The sequence below is a fragment of the Bacteroides sp. L008 genome, assembly GCF_040812255.1.
GTDB classification, from domain to species: Bacteria; Bacteroidota; Bacteroidia; order Bacteroidales; family Bacteroidaceae; genus Bacteroides; species Bacteroides vicugnae.
Genome location: NZ_JBFNXO010000002.1, coordinates 1 through 19,654 on the forward strand (window position 1 = coordinate 1; position 19,654 = coordinate 19,654).

The 19,654-nt window shown below is 42.4% G+C and carries 13 protein-coding genes, 1 tRNA gene and 2 pseudogenes; 8 read left to right on the forward strand and 8 right to left on the reverse strand.

Annotated features, from left to right (window positions below; translation table 11 throughout):
• Nucleotides 1–77 precede the first annotated feature (77 nt).
• The 6 genes and pseudogenes from AB3G73_RS19545 to AB3G73_RS19570 all read right to left on the reverse strand — a co-directional run.
• Nucleotides 78–379: pseudogene (locus AB3G73_RS19545) on the reverse strand (DUF4373 domain-containing protein); the annotation flags it as partial.
• 124 nt (nucleotides 380–503) lie between these two features.
• A pseudogene (locus AB3G73_RS19550) lies at nucleotides 504–712 on the reverse strand (site-specific integrase); the annotation flags it as partial.
• A 66-nt stretch (nucleotides 713–778) separates the two neighbouring features.
• Nucleotides 779–860 (reverse strand) — tRNA-Leu (locus AB3G73_RS19555).
• 73 nt (nucleotides 861–933) lie between these two features.
• Nucleotides 934–1,968, reverse strand: coding sequence for a S41 family peptidase (locus tag AB3G73_RS19560; RefSeq protein ID WP_008649432.1), 1,035 nt, complete (start codon nucleotides 1,966–1,968; stop codon nucleotides 934–936).
• A gap of 45 nt (nucleotides 1,969–2,013) precedes the next feature.
• Nucleotides 2,014–2,874: a DUF3316 domain-containing protein gene (locus tag AB3G73_RS19565; protein ID WP_008642868.1), complete on the reverse strand. Its 861-nt coding sequence runs from the start codon at nucleotides 2,872–2,874 to the stop codon at nucleotides 2,014–2,016.
• Nucleotides 2,874–5,519 (reverse strand): DNA gyrase/topoisomerase IV subunit A, encoded by a 2,646-nt coding sequence (locus tag AB3G73_RS19570; protein ID WP_298044282.1) that lies wholly within the window; start codon nucleotides 5,517–5,519, stop codon nucleotides 2,874–2,876. Before AB3G73_RS19570 ends, AB3G73_RS19565 begins: the two co-directional genes overlap by 1 nt.
• 383 nt (nucleotides 5,520–5,902) lie before the next feature.
• On the opposite strand from AB3G73_RS19570, the gene AB3G73_RS19575 reads away from it, so the two are divergent.
• From AB3G73_RS19575 to AB3G73_RS19585, 3 genes are all read left to right on the forward strand, one after another.
• Nucleotides 5,903–6,964 carry a hypothetical protein gene (locus tag AB3G73_RS19575; protein ID WP_367745461.1) on the forward strand — a complete coding sequence of 354 codons (1,062 nt, stop codon included), beginning with the start codon at nucleotides 5,903–5,905 and terminating at the stop codon, nucleotides 6,962–6,964.
• Nucleotides 6,965–7,207: 243 nt separating this feature from the next.
• Nucleotides 7,208–8,749, forward strand: a complete 1,542-nt coding sequence (locus AB3G73_RS19580) for a glycine--tRNA ligase (protein WP_074559048.1) — start codon at nucleotides 7,208–7,210, stop codon at nucleotides 8,747–8,749.
• Nucleotides 8,750–8,760: 11 nt separating this feature from the next.
• A complete protein-coding gene (locus tag AB3G73_RS19585) occupies nucleotides 8,761–9,321 on the forward strand; it encodes an FKBP-type peptidyl-prolyl cis-trans isomerase (RefSeq protein ID WP_148364044.1) in 561 nt (186 codons plus the stop codon).
• Between the two features lie 125 nt (nucleotides 9,322–9,446).
• On the opposite strand, the gene AB3G73_RS19590 is transcribed toward AB3G73_RS19585, so the two are convergent.
• Complete coding sequence (locus tag AB3G73_RS19590) at nucleotides 9,447–10,460, reverse strand: LacI family DNA-binding transcriptional regulator (protein WP_148364043.1); 1,014 nt, start codon at nucleotides 10,458–10,460, stop codon at nucleotides 9,447–9,449.
• A gap of 180 nt (nucleotides 10,461–10,640) precedes the next feature.
• Between AB3G73_RS19590 and AB3G73_RS19595 the strand changes: the two genes are divergently transcribed.
• Genes AB3G73_RS19595 through AB3G73_RS19610 form a run of 4 tightly spaced genes read left to right on the forward strand, consistent with a single transcriptional unit; the run spans nucleotide 10,641 to nucleotide 14,861 of the window.
• Complete coding sequence (locus AB3G73_RS19595; protein ID WP_148364042.1) at nucleotides 10,641–11,573, forward strand: aldo/keto reductase; 933 nt, start codon at nucleotides 10,641–10,643, stop codon at nucleotides 11,571–11,573.
• A 15-nt stretch (nucleotides 11,574–11,588) separates the two neighbouring features.
• On the forward strand, nucleotides 11,589–12,512 hold the full coding sequence (locus AB3G73_RS19600) for an amidohydrolase (RefSeq protein WP_217721816.1): 924 nt from the start codon (nucleotides 11,589–11,591) through the stop codon (nucleotides 12,510–12,512).
• Between the two features lie 38 nt (nucleotides 12,513–12,550).
• Entirely contained in the window at nucleotides 12,551–13,819 is a 1,269-nt protein-coding gene (gene fucP, locus AB3G73_RS19605; RefSeq protein ID WP_367745463.1) for an L-fucose:H+ symporter permease, read from the forward strand.
• A gap of 25 nt (nucleotides 13,820–13,844) precedes the next feature.
• Nucleotides 13,845–14,861, forward strand: a complete 1,017-nt coding sequence (locus AB3G73_RS19610; RefSeq protein ID WP_148364039.1) for a zinc-binding alcohol dehydrogenase family protein — start codon at nucleotides 13,845–13,847, stop codon at nucleotides 14,859–14,861.
• A gap of 113 nt (nucleotides 14,862–14,974) precedes the next feature.
• On the opposite strand, the gene AB3G73_RS19615 is transcribed toward AB3G73_RS19610, so the two are convergent.
• The gene (locus AB3G73_RS19615) at nucleotides 14,975–16,180 is read right to left on the reverse strand and encodes an ATP-binding protein (RefSeq protein ID WP_148364038.1); all 1,206 of its coding nucleotides are present in this window, start codon (nucleotides 16,178–16,180) and stop codon (nucleotides 14,975–14,977) included.
• Nucleotides 16,181–16,437: 257 nt separating this feature from the next.
• Here AB3G73_RS19615 and xyl3A point away from each other — a divergent pair, with 257 nt between their 5' ends.
• Nucleotides 16,438–19,023 (forward strand): xylan 1,4-beta-xylosidase, encoded by a 2,586-nt coding sequence (gene xyl3A, locus AB3G73_RS19620; RefSeq protein WP_367745464.1) that lies wholly within the window; start codon nucleotides 16,438–16,440, stop codon nucleotides 19,021–19,023.
• Nucleotides 19,024–19,654 lie beyond the last annotated feature (631 nt).

Consider the following 19,654-nt stretch of genomic DNA (forward strand, 5'->3'; position numbering starts at 1 on the left):
TCAAGATCTTCCGGAGCGTATTTTGCTAGCAATCATTTTCCCCCTCTTTTTCCTTGCCTGCCTTCTCCGGTCTGTTCGATAGCCCGGGAGGTGGGAATGCATTGCGTTTTCCACACCACGGAGTCGAACAGACCGATTTCAGCGCAGTAGTCTACAATCTCTTCCACTCGTTCTTCATGGATGCCCCAATAGTCAGCGCAATCAAAATGCTGATCGGACGTCCAGCGGATATACGAACCGTCTACACGGTAGATTTCGTTCAACGCGTATTGATATACGGCATAGCCGTCGCATCCGTATTTTTTCTTCAGACGTTTGATTTTAATGTCCTGAAAGCGGTCAGTTTCTGCCTGTAATAAGAAAATCCGTTCTTGCTCATATTCTTTTGCTATAGTTTTTTGCCAGAAAGTTCATGATTTCCTCCTTTTATATAGAAACGTTCCGCTCAACTTATAGAAAGGAATGTCTTGCGAAGCCCGCAGATTCCTCAAGGTCGAGTTGTTGATGTTGAGGGGATATTTTTTTTGCCGGAGCTTGTTACAGGTTTCTTCAATTTGCAGTTTCAAATCTTCGATATACCTGTTTGTTTCTTTGTCGACAGATGTTTTTCCGAGTGACTTTTGGGCGACTGTCGACCATGAAGCGGGGGGATATGACAATTCGTCGGAATTTCGTATCTTTGCCCCATGATTGTTCGGAACACTAGTGGAGAGGACACAAAAAAGCCCCTAAAATGTCCGTTTTAGGGGCTTTTTAACTGTAAATACAGTGTAGTATGTGCGGATGATAGGACTCGAACCTACACGCCTCACGGCACCAGATCCTAAGTCTGGCGCGGCTACCAATTACGCCACATCCGCATGTGTAGCTTTTTTGTTTAGCGGTGCAAAGATAGGAAGATTTTCTGATTTGGCAAATAATTCGACAATAAAGTTATTCACTTAAGATTTCGAATGCCTTTTCAATCAGAGTGTCTTTGTGTTTAAGTTGATCTGATTCAGACATATTGATGGCAATGTCCGGCTCAATACCTTCTTCCAAGGGCTGCTTGTTTTTGTCGAAATGCGGACTGGCGGAGAAACGGACGCTCCATCCATTAGGTAATTCTGATGAGAAGGGAAGTCCCGAACCACCTCCGGTCCAGTCACCTAACTGGATGATTCTTTTCTCTTCGTTGTCCTTGTTTAAGCTGCGCATCGCATTCACAAAATCATTGGTGGCACTATAACAACGACGATTGGTCAGAATGATTACTTTCTTCTGCCACCGGATGCTGTTGGATGGTTCCAGATAGATCGGCTCCATCTTGGAGAAATCATTATGTCCCGGTCCGGTTTTGTGCTGTATATATCCGGTAAGTGTTTTCTCGTTGGTAAACCGGGCGGCAATGCGGGTGGAGTTGGTCAGGTTTCCGCCTCCGTTATCACGTACATCGATGATTAATCCGTTGCAGGTGGCCAGGTAGAGGAGAACTTCATCCAAGTTGCCATCGCCCACTCCGGAACTGAAACTTTCATAACGAATATATCCTATATTATTATCGAATATTTTATACTTTAAACCGGCGGATGTATAGTATCCTGTGCTGGCACTGCCCAGATAAGTTTGATAGAGAATATCTTCCCGGTAGTTCCAGTCGTAACCCTGATACCATTCATCGTAGAAAGAAGTACGTTTGGCAGAGGATAGATTGACATGTCCGTCTTTTAAAATGTATAGCATCTGGCTTAGGATGTCGAACAGGTCGTCATTAGACATTGTCGGAATAATCAGTGGGCTATATTTGTCGTGAACGGCATCCCAGTCAATACCTTTTGCTTCCAGAAAACAATACTGTTCGTCGATGATCTTCCATAGTTGTTCGAAGTTTCCTACAGGATCATTGGCGTAGTCTTCTTCTCCGATGCAACCGGTCAATACCGGAAGACAGCAGAGCAGCCAAAGCATTTGTCTAATCTTATTTCTCATTCTTAATTGATCTCACTTGAAGTTTCAACATTAAATTTTGTTCTCTTAGTAGGCTCTGACCGATGAAGGCAAAGCTGTTCCTTTTTTGTTTCGGATACGGTATAGGTCTTTCACAAATCCTACCATGAATACGTGCGAGTAGGTATGTGTCTTGATATTGTTTACATTGGATTGTTGCAAATCAGCCAGATAGCTGAATCGCATTTTTGTATATCCTATCGGTAAGTCGACCGAGAGCATCTGCCGCAGTGAAGGCTGGTTGTGCAGGGAGGTGAACTTTATCACTCCACTCGAATTTCCCAGAGAGAATATCTCGTAGTAAGATTGTCCGTAGTGCGGTGAGAACATTACTCCCATCACCGGTAGATTGACTTGATAGCGTAATACCATCGGGTACCGTTTGATTTTCAAATGCCAGATAGCCATTCCTGAGGCATCCAAATTGACGTATGCCCGTGCGGATGCCGGATTGTTGGTGTTCCGGAGATTATAGACAAAGCCTCCGTTGGCATCTATCAATCCTCCGGCTAATAATTTGAAATTCTCCGTCAGTCGAAACTGGTAGTGTAATCCGTAATTCCAGTTGACTAATCCGGAGAAGGTGTTATTGTTATCGGCACGGTTATGGGTATAACCGATGTCTGCCTGAAAGAAATTCTGCACAGACACATTTCCATCGAATAACTTGGTCATCCGAATCGTCTCGCGGGAAATACGGAAGTCAATTCCTTTGTATTCCTGCGGTGAAAGATAGGTGTCGAATACGTTGGTAAATCCTACACCGTACATGGTGGCACGTGTTACATACCGATGGGTTTGCAGACTGTCAATCTGCGCTTGTAATCTGGTGCAAAGGGCGAACAGGATGCATCCTGTCAGCCCCAGGTATATTAGTTTTTTCTTCATCAGAATAATTTCATCTGCCCGGTGATCTCATCAATAATATCGCCTTCGCTCTTATCACTGTCCGGGTCCAGATTTTCCGGTTCCTCTTCCGGGCTTTCCTGCTGCTCTTGTTCAGGTTCGGGGAAGCGGGTCGGTTCAAGTTCGTTGATCGTATCCACGGTATAGGTCGTGATGCGTTTTCCTTTGGCTTTGAACCCTTTGACAGCTATGAATTCATCTGCATCGATATCCAACGGATCACGGAAGCTGTCGTGTCCGCCAAATATAACTTCCAGACGCGGATAGTACTCATCGGTCAGCAAGATGAGACGGTTATTCTTATTCTCTCCCAGATAGTTCTGTTTGCGGTTGGAGGCCTCGAAGCAGAAGCGTTTCAGGTACGGGTAATTCTGTTGATCGGCATCATAAAGTGCAGCGGTCCATACCTTATGGGGATCGAATTTCTCAACGATGCTCACATTGTCTTCGTAGTGATTGCTCAAATCGAAGTTGGTGGTGTAGAAATCACCATTGTTCAGTACAACCAGAATGGAGTCGTCACTTTGGAATTCTCCCAGATATTCGCCTCGTCCGTCATAGTTGAGACGGAGTATGTCACGGTCAAACCAGACTTTACGTCCACCGAGAGTAGAGCCGCCTTTTTGTTTCAGGGATATTTTGTGTACCGGCAAGCGGGTGAGAATCACACCCCGTGCCTGGCGTCCCTTGATACTGACTTCGCTGAAGTCATGTTCGAAGATAATACGGCGTACACGCGGGTTCGGCTTCAATGTCACCTTGATGATTTCGGCTTCTCCGTTCGGGTTGGCGCTGAAATAGGTGATCCGTGAATCGGGAGTTCCCTGTGTTACATCATATTCACGGTCGCGGACCACGGAAGTTACGGCGAAGCGTTTTACGTAGGTCGTTCCTTCTTTTCCGTCACGGTAGGCTACGTTGTAGATCGTGCGTTTATCGTTCTTCTTGAATACATTGACATAAAGAACGTTCTTACCGACAAATTTTTTATCTGCAACAGGAGTAACAATGTACTTGCCATCACGGAAGAAGACAATCACATCGTCAATATCCGAACAACAGGCCACGAATTCATCTTTCTTTAATGCCGTTCCGATAAATCCTTCTTCACGGTTGATATAGAGTTTTTCGTTAGCTTCTACTACTTTGGCTGCTTCGATGGTGTCGAAGTTCCGCAATTCCGTGCGGCGCGGGAAATTCTTGCCGTATTTGTTTTTCAACATCTGATACCAGTTGACGGTATAATCCACGATATGGGCCAGATGGTTATCAATCTCGGCAATTTCCTCTTTCATCTTGGAGATCAGTTCATCCGCCTTGTCCGAGTTGAATTTCAGGATACGTCCCATTTTGATTTCCATCAACTTGAGAATATCTTCTTTTGTAACTTCACGGATAAATGTCGGATAGTAGGGTGTCAAGCGTTCATCGATATGTGCACAGGCTGCATCCATGTCTTTGGATTGCTCAAACTCTTTATCCTTATAGATGCGTTCTTCGATAAATATCTTTTCGAGAGAAGAGAAATGCAGGGATTCCAGTATTTCTCCTTTCTTGATTTCCAGCTCCTGCTTCAGCAAATCCATCGTATTGTCTGCCGACTTTTTCAGGACTTTGCTCACAGTAAGGAAATGTGGCTTACTGTCATCGATAATACAACAGTTGGGCGAGATACTTACTTCACAGTCTGTGAAAGCGTAGAGAGCATCAATCGTTTTATCCGATGAGGTGCCGGGTGCGAGGTGCACCAATATTTCTACGTTGGCAGCCGTGTTGTCGTCTACCTTACGAATTTTGATCTTTCCTTTATCAACAGCTTTCAGGATAGAGTCGATCACTGTCGAAGTCGTCTTTCCGTATGGAATTTCTGTGATAGCAAGCGTTTTATTATCAATCTTGTTGATCTTGGCACGTACTTTCACGGCTCCGCCACGCTCTCCGTCGTTGTATTTGGCTACATCGATAGAACCTCCCGTCTGGAAATCAGGATATAGTTGGAATTCCTCTCCGCGTAAATAGCTGATAGAGGCATCACAAAGTTCGTTGAAATTGTGCGGCAAGATCTTGGAAGAGAGTCCCACGGCGATACCTTCCACTCCCTGTGCTAATAATAACGGGAATTTCACAGGAAGAGTGACCGGTTCCTTGTTTCGTCCGTCATAAGAAAGTTTCCATTCGGTGGTTTTGGGATTGAAGACAACATCCAGCGCAAACTTGGACAAGCGTGCTTCGATATAACGGGGAGCAGCTGCGCCGTCTCCGGTGAGGATATTACCCCAGTTACCCTGACAATCGATCAACAGGTCTTTCTGTCCCAACTGTACCAGGGCATCCCCGATAGAAGCATCACCGTGAGGGTGGAACTGCATGGTGTGCCCCACAATGTTAGCCACTTTGTTATACCGTCCGTCGTCCAGACGTTTCATTGAATGTAAAATACGTCGTTGCACAGGCTTCAAACCGTCATTGATATGAGGCACGGCACGTTCCAGTATAACGTATGAAGCATAGTCCAGAAACCAATTCTGGTACATGCCTGTTAACTGATGCTTTACGTTTTCGTCCCGCGTGTCCGCCGGTTTGTAGTCTGAATGTCCTTCCGTTATCTCATTGATTTCGTCACTCATATATCAATCTTCGCTTTGCTTTAACAACAAATTATCTTCCTGAACATCAAAAAAGGGGATGTCCACGCAAAAATACGAAATAAATTCATATGAGGACGAAAAGAACTCACGTTTTTTATGATACTGACAGTTCTGTTAATCCTTTGATTTCACATTCCATACCAATAAAGCAAAAAAGACGGAGAGTAATGCGGCTCCGATCCAAAAAATATTGATATAAGAAAAGTTGTAGATTTCTTTGGGGGAAACAAAGAGTTAATTGTAATGAGCCACTATCTATTTAACGAAAACAAAAAAAAGAAACGGAGTGCTTAGTGAAACTGGATTTTTTTTGTTTATTTGTAATCATATTGAATGCAATCTTCAAACTAAAAAACAGAATTATGATACTAACTAATGAAATGCTTGAAGCAGCGCTTCGTTTCCGCAGCATTTGTTTGTGGGAGGAGCTAACTGACAGTGATGTGTTCGCTTTTCGCTTGTCGGATGGTGAGACGGGCTATTGTAGTGTGATGGGCAATGCAGGTGAGCATTTCTCCCTTGGATTCTATAGAGGTAAGAATGGCTTTTCCTGCTACTTGAAGACCTTGGATATGGGAAGGCAACAATCTTTTGGTTGCGAGACGTTTGAAACTGTGATGACTTTTGACTGCATCAATTGTGACTTCGTGGCGGCTTCTACCTTGGATGACACGACGAAGAAGAGAATTCGCAAATATGTCAATGACGCTGGTCTAAAAATTAGTCGCTCCAACGGATGGCCGGACTTTACCCGGTTCGAGCCATACAAGGCGCAATATGGCATCACGTGTGAAAAAGATGCTCGTGACATTACGGAAGCGCTTCGTGCGGCAATTGCTGTGAGTGAAAAGTTGACGATACATGATTTTGAAAGCCTTGGTTTTGACAAGAGGGGAGCTTATCCCACGGCAAAGGGAAGTAAGCTTGTGCCTTATCTTATCCCTACCGCTGATGGAACGTATGAATGGAGTACTGTGAAATTGCCTGCCCTTGTGCAAGACAAGTATGCTACGGTGAAGTTCGAAAATGATATACTTGTAAATATGGTGAAAGCTCTTCCTGCATCTTGCATTTTGCAACTGCGGATTATTCATATACCTACTCCTGTAAATGACGGAGTGAGTGAGGTTCCTTATTTTCCAGCTGTGCTGATTTGTATAGATGCTGATTCTGAATATCTATGGCCCATTTTCTGTAAAGAGGATTTTGAGAAAAATCCTATACTAATACTTGTGGAACTAGCCGATACTTTTCGTCGGAATGCAGGAAAGCCGCAAAAGATGCAAGTGGAAGATGCGAAAACCGAAGCGCTTTTAGAGGACTTCTGTCGTCAGTGTAGCATTGTTCTTGTCCGCGAACAAAATTTGTCGGCACTCAATGAAGCTTGGGTGTCCCTTCTCGACAACTTTATGAGCTTTTCATAAAACTAAATGCACCAATCTGTCGGAACAGGTGACGCTAGGAAAGTATGCTGACTAAAGAGATGAAGAAAGCAGATGAGGAGACAGAACTGGCGGAATTCGAGGTAGAAGGGCTGGAAATCGGTGAAGAAGTTCAGGAATAAGATAAATTAATACCCTCCCTGTCTTATTTATGAGATAAATCCCTATCTTTGTGGCACTTTTTACGAAAAAAGCAAATTCAAATTAATAGATATAGAAAAGAAAATGGCACAAGAAGACGTTTTTAAGAAGCTTGTATCGCATTGCAAAGAGTATGGTTTCGTATTCCCTTCGAGCGATATCTACGACGGACTAGGCGCTGTGTATGACTACGGTCAGATGGGCGTTGAATTGAAAAACAACATTAAGAAATACTGGTGGGACAGCATGGTGCTGTTGCACGAAAACATTGTCGGTATCGACTCTGCCATCTTTATGCATCCTACTATCTGGAAGGCTTCCGGACATGTAGACGCATTCAATGACCCTTTGATTGACAATAAGGATTCTAAAAAACGTTATCGTGCTGACGTACTGATTGAAGATCAGTTGGCAAAGTATGATGATAAAATTAATAAAGAAGTAGCGAAGGCTGCCAAGAGATTTGGCGAATCTTTTGATGAGGCTCAATTCCGTTCAACTAACGGACGTGTATTGGAGCATCAGGCAAAACGTGACGCACTTCACACTCGCTTTGCTAAAGCTCTGAACGACGGTAATCTGGAAGAATTGCGTCAGATCATTATTGATGAAGAAATCGTATGTCCGATCTCCGGCACAAAGAACTGGACAGAAGTTCGTCAGTTCAATCTGATGTTCTCTACTGAAATGGGTTCTACTTCCGACGGAGCCATGAAAATTTATCTTCGTCCGGAAACTGCACAGGGTATTTTTGTAAACTACCTCAATGTACAGAAGACGGGTCGTATGAAAGTTCCTTTCGGTATTGCACAGATTGGTAAGGCTTTCCGTAACGAGATCGTTGCCCGTCAGTTCATCTTCCGTATGCGTGAGTTCGAACAGATGGAAATGCAGTTCTTCGTGAAACCGGGGACAGAACTTGACTGGTTCAAGAAATGGAAAGAAATCCGTCTGAAATGGCATAAGGCACTTGGCTTCGGAGATGCAAGCTATCGTTATCACGATCACGATAAACTGGCTCACTACGCAAATGCCGCTACTGACATCGAGTTCCTGATGCCGTTCGGATTCAAAGAAGTAGAAGGTATCCACTCTCGTACTAACTTCGACTTGTCTCAACATGAGAAGTTCTCCGGCAAGAGTATTAAATACTTTGATCCGGAACTGAACGAGTCTTATACTCCGTACGTAATCGAAACTTCTATCGGTGTTGACCGTATGTTCCTTAGTATCATGAGCGCATCTTATTGCGAAGAACAGCTGGAAAATGGTGAAAGCCGTGTGGTTCTGAAATTGCCTGCTGCTCTGGCTCCGGTGAAACTGGCAGTTATGCCGTTGGTAAAGAAAGACGGTCTGCCTGAAAAAGCCCGTGAAGTTATTGACAGCCTGAAGTTCCACTTCCATTGCCAATATGACGAAAAGGATAGTATCGGTAAGCGTTATCGCCGTCAGGATGCTATTGGTACTCCGTACTGTGTAACAGTCGATCATCAGACATTAGAAGATAATTGTGTGACATTGCGTAACCGCGATACCATGCAGCAAGAGCGTGTCGCTATCTCTGAACTGAATAATATCATCGCAGATAGAGTAAGCATCACTTCTCTATTGAAAACTTTACAATAAACCTTTGACGAATGAGTAAAAAGATCTATTTATTCTCCTTAGTATTGCTGGCTCTTGCGTTCACTGCTTGCAGTGAGACGGAAGAGACGAGTCGTTATGATAATTGGCAGGCACGTAGTGTGGCTTTTATAGACTCGATCGCTAGTGTGTATGATAGTCCTGAAAATCAGGCTTTAGCTAAGAATGATCCGGAGAAACTTTATCGTTATCAAGATGAGGTAACTGGTCAATGGATATATGTTAAGAAGGTGAAAAAAGGGACGGGCAAAGAGGTGCCTCAATATACTTCTACAGTAAGTGCACATTATCGTATGTCTTATTTCAATGGAGATGTAGTTCAACAGACTTACACAGGAACAGAACCTACAGACTTTGATTCTCCGGCAAATTTTACTTTGAATGGTGTTATTTCCGGCTGGTCTTATACGCTGATACATATGGTAGTTGGTGATTTTTGGACTTTGTATATTCCTTATCAAAGTGGATATGGCTCAAGCACTAATGATGGTAATCTGCAAGCTTATTCGGCATTAGTATATAATGTTAGATTAGAGAAGATTGTAGAGAGATAATCTTATAACAATATAATAAATATAAATAAGGTGTTGTATCGTTTAGATGCAACACCTTATTTTTTATTTATCTCAATAGCAGAATTTACTTTTTCATTTTTCTACTATATATTTCTTTCCTGAATTTATTTTATACTACTCTCCCTAATCTGCAGATGTGTCGGAATTGTAACCTGTTTGATTGTCTTATTTCCTTTAATCTGATCTATTAATAGTTGGCAGGCAGTTTCTCCCATTTTATAGGTTTGATGCGAAACGGCAGATAATTTAGGTTCTACGTAATTGGCATGCTGCTCGTCGGTATATCCGATAATAGCAATGTCATTCGGTATACGAAGTCCACGGCTTTTGATAACTTCCATAGCTGCAAAAGCCAGCGTATCATTCATGGCAAGGATAGCATCGGGAGGTTGGGGGAGAGATAACAGTGTCTCTGTGGCAATCTTCCCCTCTTCATAATCAATCTTCCGGCAAACGACTAACTCTTTTTCGATAGGAATCCGATTTTCGCGTAGAGCTTCCAGATAACCGTGCTTTCTTCTCTTTACAATATCCAAGTGATTCGCTCCTCCGATAAAGGCTACCCGTTTGCTTCCATTATTGAGAAGATGTTGCGTTGCCATTTGTGCAGATTGCACTCCGTCCGCTACCACTGAAGAAAATTGGTCGGTCAAACAAACGCGGTCGAATAGGATAAGTGGCATATTGATGTTTTTCAAGGCGGATAAGTGGGAAAAATCGGTTGTTTCTTGAGATAGGCAGGCGATAATACCCTCTACCCGCATATTCACCAGATTCTCAATATTCCTTTTTTCATGTTCGTACGACTCATGCGACGTGGTGATAATCACGAAATATCCGTTGGCAATGGCCATATTTTCTATTCCGTTCAGAATAGACGCAAAGAAGTGAGTCACAATATCCGGAACTACTACTCCGATGATGCGCGGTGCATTCTTCCGTAAGCTCATGGCAAAAGGATTGGGACGGTAGTTCATCTCTTTGGCCAGTTCTTTTGCTTTGGCACAAAGTTCACGACTGATCTCCGGACTGTCTTTCAGTGCTCTGGATACAGTGGGAATCGATACCCCCAGTGCTTGGGCGAGATCTTTGAGTGAAGTATGTTTCCGGTTTTCCATTTGAAAGTCTGTAACTTAGATTCTTTTTACAAAGAAAGCACATTCCCGGAAAATTAAAAACATCTGAAGCAATCTTTTTTACGTAAACCGTTACGTTGGTTTTTCGACTGTTCTCTGCTGCACTGAAACCATTCCTTACCTACTTTTGTCACATACAAAATGATTTAAAACCTAAAAGTTATGCAATACCATGAAATCGGAAAAACAGGGATGAAAGTGTCATCTCTTAGTTTCGGAGCTTCTTCCTTAGGAGGAGTTTTCCATGATTTGAAAGAAAAAGAAGGCATTCAGGCCGTGTTCACAGCTGTTGAATCGGGAATGAACTTTATAGATGTCTCTCCTTATTACGGACATTACAAAGCAGAGACAGTTTTAGGAAAAGCACTGAAAGATCTTCCCCGCAATCGCTATTATCTCTCTACCAAAGTGGGACGCTATGGAAAGGACGGAGTGAACCTGTGGGATTACTCTGCAAAACGTGCGACGGAAAGTGTGTACGAGAGCATGGAACGCTTGAATATAGATTTTATCGACCTGATTAATGTGCACGATGTGGAATTTGCCGATTTGAATCAAGTGGTCAATGAAACACTGCCGGCTTTGGTCGAGTTGCGTGAAAAAGGTGTGGTAGGTCACGTAGGAATTACTGACCTGCAACTGGAAAACTTGAAATGGGTCATCGATCATTCACCCAGCGGTACGATTGAATCTGTACTTAGCTTCTGCCATTACTGCCTGTGTGATGATAAATTAGCAGACTTTCTGGACTATTTTGAATCCAAAGCAATCGGTGTGATTAATGCTTCTCCGCTTTCAATGGGATTGTTGAGTGAACGTGGTGTTCCTGTCTGGCATCCGGCTCCCCAACCATTGGTAGAAGCTTGCCGTAAAGCCATGGAACATTGCAAGGCAAAAAACTATCCGATAGAGAAACTGGCTATGCAATTTTCCGTCAGCAATCCCCGTATAGCAACGACTTTGTTTAGTACGACTAATCCGGAGAATGTGAAAAAGAACATCGCTTTCATCGAAGAACCTATTGATTGGGAACTCGTTCAGGAAGTGCAGGAGATTATCGGAGAACAGAAACGGGTAAGCTGGGCAAATTCATAAAACAGAATCATTTGTATGGACTATACAATTATTGATGCGCACGCTCATCTGTGGATAGAGCAGAACACGGTAGTAGATGGTTTACCCATTCGTTCTTTACAGAATGGACGTTCGGAATTTATGGGAGAGATTCGCCAGATGCTTCCTCCTTTCATGGTGAATGGGGTGAATGATGCGGAGACGTTTCTTTCGAATATGGATTATGCGCAGGTAGCTGCCGCAGTCATCACGCAAGAATTTATTGATGGAATTCAGAATGATTATCTGGCAACAGTAGAGGAACGTTTTCCCAATCGTTTTATTGTTTGCGGCATGTGTGAATTCCGTAAACCGGGATTTCTGAATCATGCCAAGGAACTTATTGATAATGGCTTTAAGGCAATCAAGATTCCGGCACAACGGCTATTACTGAAAGAAGGAAGAGTGATGCTGAACAGTGAAGAGATGATGGATATGTTCCATTATATGGAAGATAAGGACGTTCTGCTTTCTATTGATTTAGCCGACGGAGCCACACAGGTTCCTGAAATGGAGGAGATTATTCAGGAATGTCCGGATTTGCGGATAGCTATCGGACACTTCGGAATGGTGACACGGCCCGACTGGAAAGAGCAAATCCGTCTGGCACGTCATTCCAATGTGATGATTGAATCCGGTGGAATCACCTGGCTTTTCAATGACGAGTTCTATCCTTTTAAAGGAGCCATAAAAGCCATCCGTGAAGCGGCAGATCTGGTAGGAATGGAAAAACTGATGTGGGGCTCGGATTATCCGCGTACCATCACAGCGATCACCTACAAAATGTCTTATGATTTTGTGGTGAAGTCTTCTGAATTGACGGAAGAGGACAAAAGACTCTTTTTAGGAGAGAATGCCCGGAATTTCTATGGATTTACGGATCTCCCCGTGCTTCCTTACATCAAGAACATGTCCGAATGATTGAGAAAACAATCTTATCGTGAAACTATATTTATACCATGAAAAAGAATACATATACAATACCCTTAGCTTTGGTTTTCTGCCTTTTCTTCCTGTGGGCGATAAGCAGTAATCTGCTTCCTACGATGATCCGGCAATTAATGAAGACCTGTGAACTGAATACCTTTGAGGCTTCTTTTACAGAGACAGCCTATTGGCTTGCCTACTTTATTTTTCCTATTCCGATAGCTATGTTCATGAAACGATATAGTTATAAAGTGGGAATTATATTCGGACTTATCCTGGCTGCTATCGGAGGTCTGCTCTTTTTCCCTGCTGCCATGCTAAAAGAATATTGGGCTTACCTTTGCATCTTCTTTATCATTGCCACCGGAATGTGCTTTCTGGAGACGGCTGCCAATCCGTATGTAACAGTGCTGGGTGCCTCTGAAACGGCTCCCCGCCGATTGAACCTAGCGCAGTCTTTCAACGGACTCGGAGCTTTCATTGCTGCCATGTTCTTAAGCAAACTCATCCTTAGTGGGAACCATTACACACGGGAAACACTTCCTGTAGATTATCCGGGTGGTTGGCAAGCCTATATCCAACTGGAAACAGATGCCATGAAACTTCCTTATCTGATATTGGCCTTACTGCTCATTGCCATAGCCGTTGTATTTGTCTTTTCAAAGTTGCCGAAGATTGGAGATGAAACAACCTCTTCAGATGCAATGGTGACTGATGCTAAGAAAGAAAAACTGATAGACTTCGGAGTATTAAAACACTCGCATCTTCGTTGGGGAGTGATTGCCCAATTCTTTTATAATGGCGGGCAGACAGCCATCAATAGTCTTTTCCTGGTCTATTGCTGCACCTATGCAGGATTGCCGGAAGATACGGCTACCACTTTCTTCGGACTCTATATGCTGGCTTTTCTTTTGGGGCGTTGGATTGGTACAGGCTTGATGGTGAAATTCCGTCCTCAAGATATGCTGTTGCTCTATGCCCTGATGAATATCCTCCTGTGCGGAGTGGTGATGATATGGGGAGGAATGATCGGACTATATGCGATGCTGGCTATTTCGTTTTTTATGTCCATTATGTATCCCACTCAATTCTCATTGGCTTTAAAAGGACTTGGAAATCAGACGAAGAGCGGTTCGGCCTTTCTTGTAATGGCGATCGTTGGTAATGCCTGTCTCCCGCAGTTGACAGCTTATTTCATGCATGCCAATGAGCATATTTATTATGTGGCTTATTGCGTGCCGATGATTTGCTTTGTCTTCTGTGCCTACTATGGCTGGAAAGGTTATAAAGTAATCGATTAATAAAATTTTATCAAATACATATCAAATGAAAGCAGTTCAAATTATCAATCCCTCCGAAATGAAGGTGGTTGAACTGGAAAAACCGACCGTTGGAGCCGGTGAAGTATTAGTAAGAATCAAGTATGTTGGTTTTTGTGGTTCCGACTTGAACACATTCCTGGGTAAAAATCCGATGGTGAAATTGCCTGTGATACCGGGACATGAAGTAGGAGCAGTCATTGAGGAAATCGGCCCGGATGTTCCGGCGGGTTTTGAAAAAGGTATGAATGTGACCTTGAATCCGTATACCAACTGTGGAAAATGTGCTTCTTGTCGTAATGGCCGTGTTAATGCCTGCGAACATAATGAAACATTAGGCGTGCAACGCAATGGAGTGATGTGCGAATATGCTGTATTGCCTTGGACAAAGATTATTCCGGCAGGTAATATCTCTTCTCGTGACTGTGCCTTGATCGAACCGATGAGTGTCGGTTTTCATGCCGTATCTCGTGCACAAGTAATCGATAATGAATTTGTGATGGTGATTGGTTGTGGTATGATTGGTATTGGTGCCATTGTACGTGCTGCTTTGAGAGGTGCAACGGTAATCGCTGTTGACCTGGATGATGAAAAGCTGGAACTGGCGAAAAAGGTAGGCGCCTCTTATGTGATTAACTCCAAGACAGAAAATGTGCACGAACGGATGCAGGAGATTACAGAGGGATTGGGCGCTGATGTCGTGATTGAAGCTGTTGGTAGTCCGGTGACTTATGTAATGGCAGTAGATGAGGTCGGTTTCACAGGACGGGTGGTTTGTATCGGCTATGCTAAGAGTGAAGTTGCTTTTCAAACGAAACTCTTTGTTCAGAAAGAACTGGATATTCGTGGTTCCAGAAATGCCTTGCCGGCAGACTTCCGTGCAGTCATCAATTATATGAAAGAAGGAAATTGTCCGGTAGAAGAGTTGATTTCGAAAGTTGCCAAACCTGAAGGAGCTTTAGAAGCTATGCAGGAATGGGCGGCTAATCCGGGGAAGGTATTCCGTATTTTAGTTGAGTTTTAAGTAACTGTTTTGTCGGCTCTTATGATCAGATCAGGATTGCACGGAACAGAGATTTTTATTTGATCCGTGCAATCTGCATCTAAGAAGATGATCGATTGAGTTACTGCTGCAATCTACTCCATTAAGAACTGGCGTATTGAACAGTGGCGTATCCCTTCATAGCTATTTCCATTGAAGTTATCCTCTGTTATTACCATTTTAGGATAATTATCTTGTATTTTCAGTAGATTCCCGAATTCTCTTTCAGCGGTTTTTTCGCTGTCTATTTTTAAAGAAACTTGTATGTAGAGTTTTTCTCCGTTTTTTTCTCCGATGAAATCAATTTCCTTATCTCCATAATAACCAACCTTTACTTCATATCCTCTATATAAAAGATGATTATAAACCAGATTCTCTAATATTTTGGCTTTGTCTGTAATGCGATATCCAATAACAATATTGCGGATTCCCATATTTTCGAAATAGTATTTCTCTCCTATTTCAAAGACACGTTTACCTATTAAATCATATCTTTCTACCCGGTGAATAAGAAAAGCGTTGCTTAGGTATTCTGTATAATTTTGAATTTGATTCACAGAAACTGTCGCATGTTGTGATTTTAAATAATCACTGATATTTTTAGCCGAGAACAGATTTCCTATGTTTTCGGATAAGAACTGGATTAACTTCTCTAAAAATAATGTGTTTCGTAGTTTATACCGACTGACTACATCACGAAAAACAATCGTAGAGTATATGCTTTTTAGATATTCATTTACTGTTTCGTCTTCGAGAGGAAGGTTCAACAAGTAAGGAAGCCCACCATAACGACTATATAGTTCATAGCTTTTTTCATTGTCAGTTAATCCATGAAATTCGAGGAATTCCAAATAAGAGAGACTGTATATTTTGAATTCAATATATCTGCCGCTTAAATAAGTTGCAAGTTCTCCTGAAAGCATATTGGCATTGCTACCGGTAATGTATATATCGTTATCTTCATTGAGGAGAAGAGAACGAATCACTTTCTCAAATCCCGGAATGTCCTGTATTTCGTCGATAAATATATAGTTCTTGTCTTTCTTCTGACTTTGAGAAATGATGTAGGAATGTAAATCTTGGGCTGTTTGTAATGAACTGAATTCAAAGTCTTCCAGATTGATGTAAATGATATTGGCATTTGGCTCTTCACCTAAAATTTCTTCAATAAGTTGATAAAGGAGAAAGCTTTTGCCTACACGTCTCTGACCTGTCAGTACCTTAGCTACAGATTTCCGCATGAAAGGTTTTATCCGTTCGATGTAGCCTTTTCTTTTTTTGAGAATTCTAGGAAAGTCCATTTTATTATAGGTTTTATTTGTATTTAAAACTTTTGCTAAGATAAGGAAAAGTTTTAAGTATACTTCAAACTTTTATTGGAAATCGGGAAAGTTTTAAGTCTATTTTAGTTCTGTTGAAATGTAATATCAGGAAATCTTGGTTTTTCTATGCATATATGTAACACGAATACAAGTCTTTGATACATGATTATATATACTATTGGCTGAAATCCGTTAACTTTGCGTTGAAACAAGATAACCTACTAATATGTAATAACATGAATACAGGACTAAAATTTGCGCTTGGAGTATGCAGTCTCTCTTTACTTTTTTCTTGCGCTCAAAAATTACCTTATCAAGACACTTCTTTAACGGCTGAACAACGGGCGGAAGATTTATTGCCCCGATTGACTCTGGAAGAGAAAGTTGCACTCATGCAGAATGCCTCACCCGCTATTCCGCGTCTGGGAATCAAAGAGTATGACTGGTGGAATGAAGCGTTACACGGAGTCGGACGCGCAGGGTTGGCCACAGTTTTTCCCCAGGCTATCGGTATGGGGGCTTCTTTTAATGATTCGTTATTGTATGAAGTATTTGATGCTGTATCCGACGAGGCTCGTGTGAAATCCCGTATTTTCAGTGAAAACGGTGTTTTAAAACGCTATCAGGGACTGACATTCTGGACGCCGAATGTAAATATATTCCGTGATCCTCGTTGGGGACGTGGACAGGAGACTTATGGTGAAGACCCTTATCTGACGGGACAACTGGGGATGGCCGTTGTTCGTGGTTTGCAGGGACCGGAGGATAGTAAATACGACAAACTGCATGCTTGTGCCAAACACTTCGCAGTCCATTCCGGACCGGAGTGGAACCGCCACAGTTTTGATGCGGAGAATATTGCTCCCCGTGATTTATGGGAGACTTACCTACCGGCTTTCAAAGACTTGGTGCAGAAGGCGGATGTAAAAGAGGTGATGTGTGCCTACAATCGTTTTGAGGGAGAGCCTTGTTGTGGAAGCAACCGTCTGTTAATGCAGATTTTACGTGATGAGTGGGGATATAAAGGGATTGTTGTTTCCGATTGCGGTGCAATTTCCGATTTTTACAGGCCGGAAACACATGGAACTCATCCGGACAAGGAACACGCTTCTGCCGGGGCTGTATTATCAGGAACAGACCTGGAATGTGGTGGTGAATATGGCTCGTTGGCAGATGCTGTGAAAGCCGGATTGATTGATGAAAAGCTGATTGATGTTTCGCTGAAACGTTTGTTGACTGCACGTTTTGAGTTGGGAGAGATGGATGAACAACCTGCCTGGGCGGAGATTCCTGCTTCTACTCTTAATAGTAAGGAACATCAGGATTTAGCCCTGCGTATGGCGCGTGAGTCATTGGTGCTTTTGCAGAATAAAAACAATATTCTTCCTTTGAATACTGGTCTGAAAGTGGCTGTTATGGGACCAAATGCCAACGATTCTGTGATGCAGTGGGGAAACTATAATGGTATACCGGGACATACAGTTACTTTACTGGAAGCTGTCCGTTCCAAATTACCCGAAGGACAAGTGATGTATGAGCCCGGTTGTGACCGCACGAGTAGAGAAGCACTGCAAAGTCTGTTTAGTGAATGTAGTATAAATGGTAAGCCCGGCTTCTTGGCAGAATATTGGAATAATCGGACTCGTGAAGGAGAAGTGGTTGCCACTGACCAGATTTCTACTCCATTCCATTTTGCTACAACAGGGGCTACTACATTTGCTCCCGGTGTAGAAATAACAGATTTCTCGGCTCGTTATGAATCTGTTTTTCGTCCTTCACAGTCCGGTGATGTTGCTTTCCGTTTCCAGTTGGATGGTGAAGTAACTCTGATGGTTGATGGTGAACAAGTAGCTCAAAAAGTATATGTCAAGAATCCGACGAATCTCTATACGTTACAGGCGAAAGCTGGAAAGGAGTATCATATTGAGATTCTGTTTAAGCAACGGAATGAGAGAGCTACATTAGACTTTGATTTGGGTAAACAAGTCGAAATTAATTTGAATTTGGCAGTAGAGAAAGTGAAGGATGCTGATGTCGTTCTTTTTGCCGGCGGAATTTCTCCCAGTCTGGAGGGTGAGGAAATGCCGGTGGAAGTGTCCGGATTTAAAGGGGGCGACCGTACGGATATTGAACTTCCTGCTGTTCAGCGCGACTTGCTGAGGACCTTGAAGAAAGCTGGAAAGAAAGTAGTCTTTATCAATTATTCCGGTTCAGCCATCGGATTAGTGCCGGAATCAAATACTTGTGAGGCAATTTTGCAGGCGTGGTATCCGGGTCAAGCAGGTGGTACGGCTATTGTAGATGTACTGTTTGGAGATTATAACCCGGCAGGACGTTTACCGGTCACTTTCTATAAGGATGCCGGTCAGTTGCCGGACTTCGAAGATTATTCCATGAAGGGACATACTTATCGATATATGCAACAGCAACCACTTTACCCATTCGGGTATGGGCTGAGTTATACAACGTTTATTTATGGTGAGGCTAATCTGGGTAAGAATACGATTGGAAAAGGAGAAACAGCTATGTTAACTGTTCCGGTAAGTAATGTAGGGCAGCGGGACGGAGATGAAGTGGTTCAGGTTTATCTGCGATCTCCGGCAGATAAAGACGGCCCCCGTTATACCCTGCGTGCTTTCAAACGTGTCCATATTCCTGCCGGGCAAACAAAATCAGTAACTATTCCTCTTACACATGAGAGTTTCGAATGGTTTGATGAGGCGACTAATACAATGCATCCGGTGGCAGGTACTTATGAATTGCTGTATGGAGGCTCTTCCGATAAAAATAAATTGAAAGCGATAGTGATGAACGTGCAATAATCATACTTCCTGATTTTATCCAGTATATTGGAACTATCTACCTTCTACAACCAATATAAATTGAGCGCTGAATTCAAATTTAAATTCAGCGCCCTGCAAACGATTTTTCATTTTCATTTCTCATATTCTCATCATTTTATATAATATATAGATTATCAGGGAGATGCATTATGAGAAATACTTTCTAGAAATTCATTTCTCATACTTTTCTCCTATTTTAGTCCCGAAATCCTTTTATTCTCATCCTATTCTAGGGCATATCAAGGTATTTCTCATACTAAATGTTCTACTTCGCTTCTCTATCCAATGAGAAATATAGGAATACTGTACGCAAACCATTAATAGAAAAGTTTCTCTTCATTACCGACAAACATGTTTTTAGTTACCGGTAAAGTTGTTTTGCGCCTATTATAAACTATAAACGCAAGTTTTGTTTTTATAAATGAAGCTTGCATTTTTATAATTGCAAGTTCTGATTTTATAATCAAAGCTTGCAATTATAGATTGTAATTAGGGAAGAGTAAGTTTGTATACTGATCTACAGAAGTTTCCCCTTAATAGTGAACAAGTTTATTATTAATAGATTAGATTCTTTCTATTAATACTTATCGTGAAATCTTCTCATTCCATG

Bases quoted from the DNA above. Each gene is read 5' to 3' on its own strand.
- AB3G73_RS19560 (WP_008649432.1), bottom strand. From the start codon at position 1,968: ATGAGAAATAAGATTAGACAAATGCTTTGGCTGCTCTGCTGTCTTCCG.
- AB3G73_RS19565 (WP_008642868.1), bottom strand. From the start codon at position 2,874: ATGAAGAAAAAACTAATATACCTGGGGCTGACAGGATGCATCCTGTTC.
- AB3G73_RS19570 (WP_298044282.1), bottom strand. From the start codon at position 5,519: ATGAGTGACGAAATCAATGAGATAACGGAAGGACATTCAGACTACAAA.
- AB3G73_RS19575 (WP_367745461.1), top strand. From the start codon at position 5,903: ATGATACTAACTAATGAAATGCTTGAAGCAGCGCTTCGTTTCCGCAGC.
- AB3G73_RS19580 (WP_074559048.1), top strand. From the start codon at position 7,208: ATGGCACAAGAAGACGTTTTTAAGAAGCTTGTATCGCATTGCAAAGAG.
- AB3G73_RS19585 (WP_148364044.1), top strand. From the start codon at position 8,761: ATGAGTAAAAAGATCTATTTATTCTCCTTAGTATTGCTGGCTCTTGCG.
- AB3G73_RS19590 (WP_148364043.1), bottom strand. From the start codon at position 10,460: ATGGAAAACCGGAAACATACTTCACTCAAAGATCTCGCCCAAGCACTG.
- AB3G73_RS19595 (WP_148364042.1), top strand. From the start codon at position 10,641: ATGCAATACCATGAAATCGGAAAAACAGGGATGAAAGTGTCATCTCTT.
- AB3G73_RS19600 (WP_217721816.1), top strand. From the start codon at position 11,589: ATGGACTATACAATTATTGATGCGCACGCTCATCTGTGGATAGAGCAG.
- fucP (WP_367745463.1), top strand. From the start codon at position 12,551: ATGAAAAAGAATACATATACAATACCCTTAGCTTTGGTTTTCTGCCTT.
- AB3G73_RS19610 (WP_148364039.1), top strand. From the start codon at position 13,845: ATGAAAGCAGTTCAAATTATCAATCCCTCCGAAATGAAGGTGGTTGAA.
- AB3G73_RS19615 (WP_148364038.1), bottom strand. From the start codon at position 16,180: ATGGACTTTCCTAGAATTCTCAAAAAAAGAAAAGGCTACATCGAACGG.
- xyl3A (WP_367745464.1), top strand. From the start codon at position 16,438: ATGAATACAGGACTAAAATTTGCGCTTGGAGTATGCAGTCTCTCTTTA.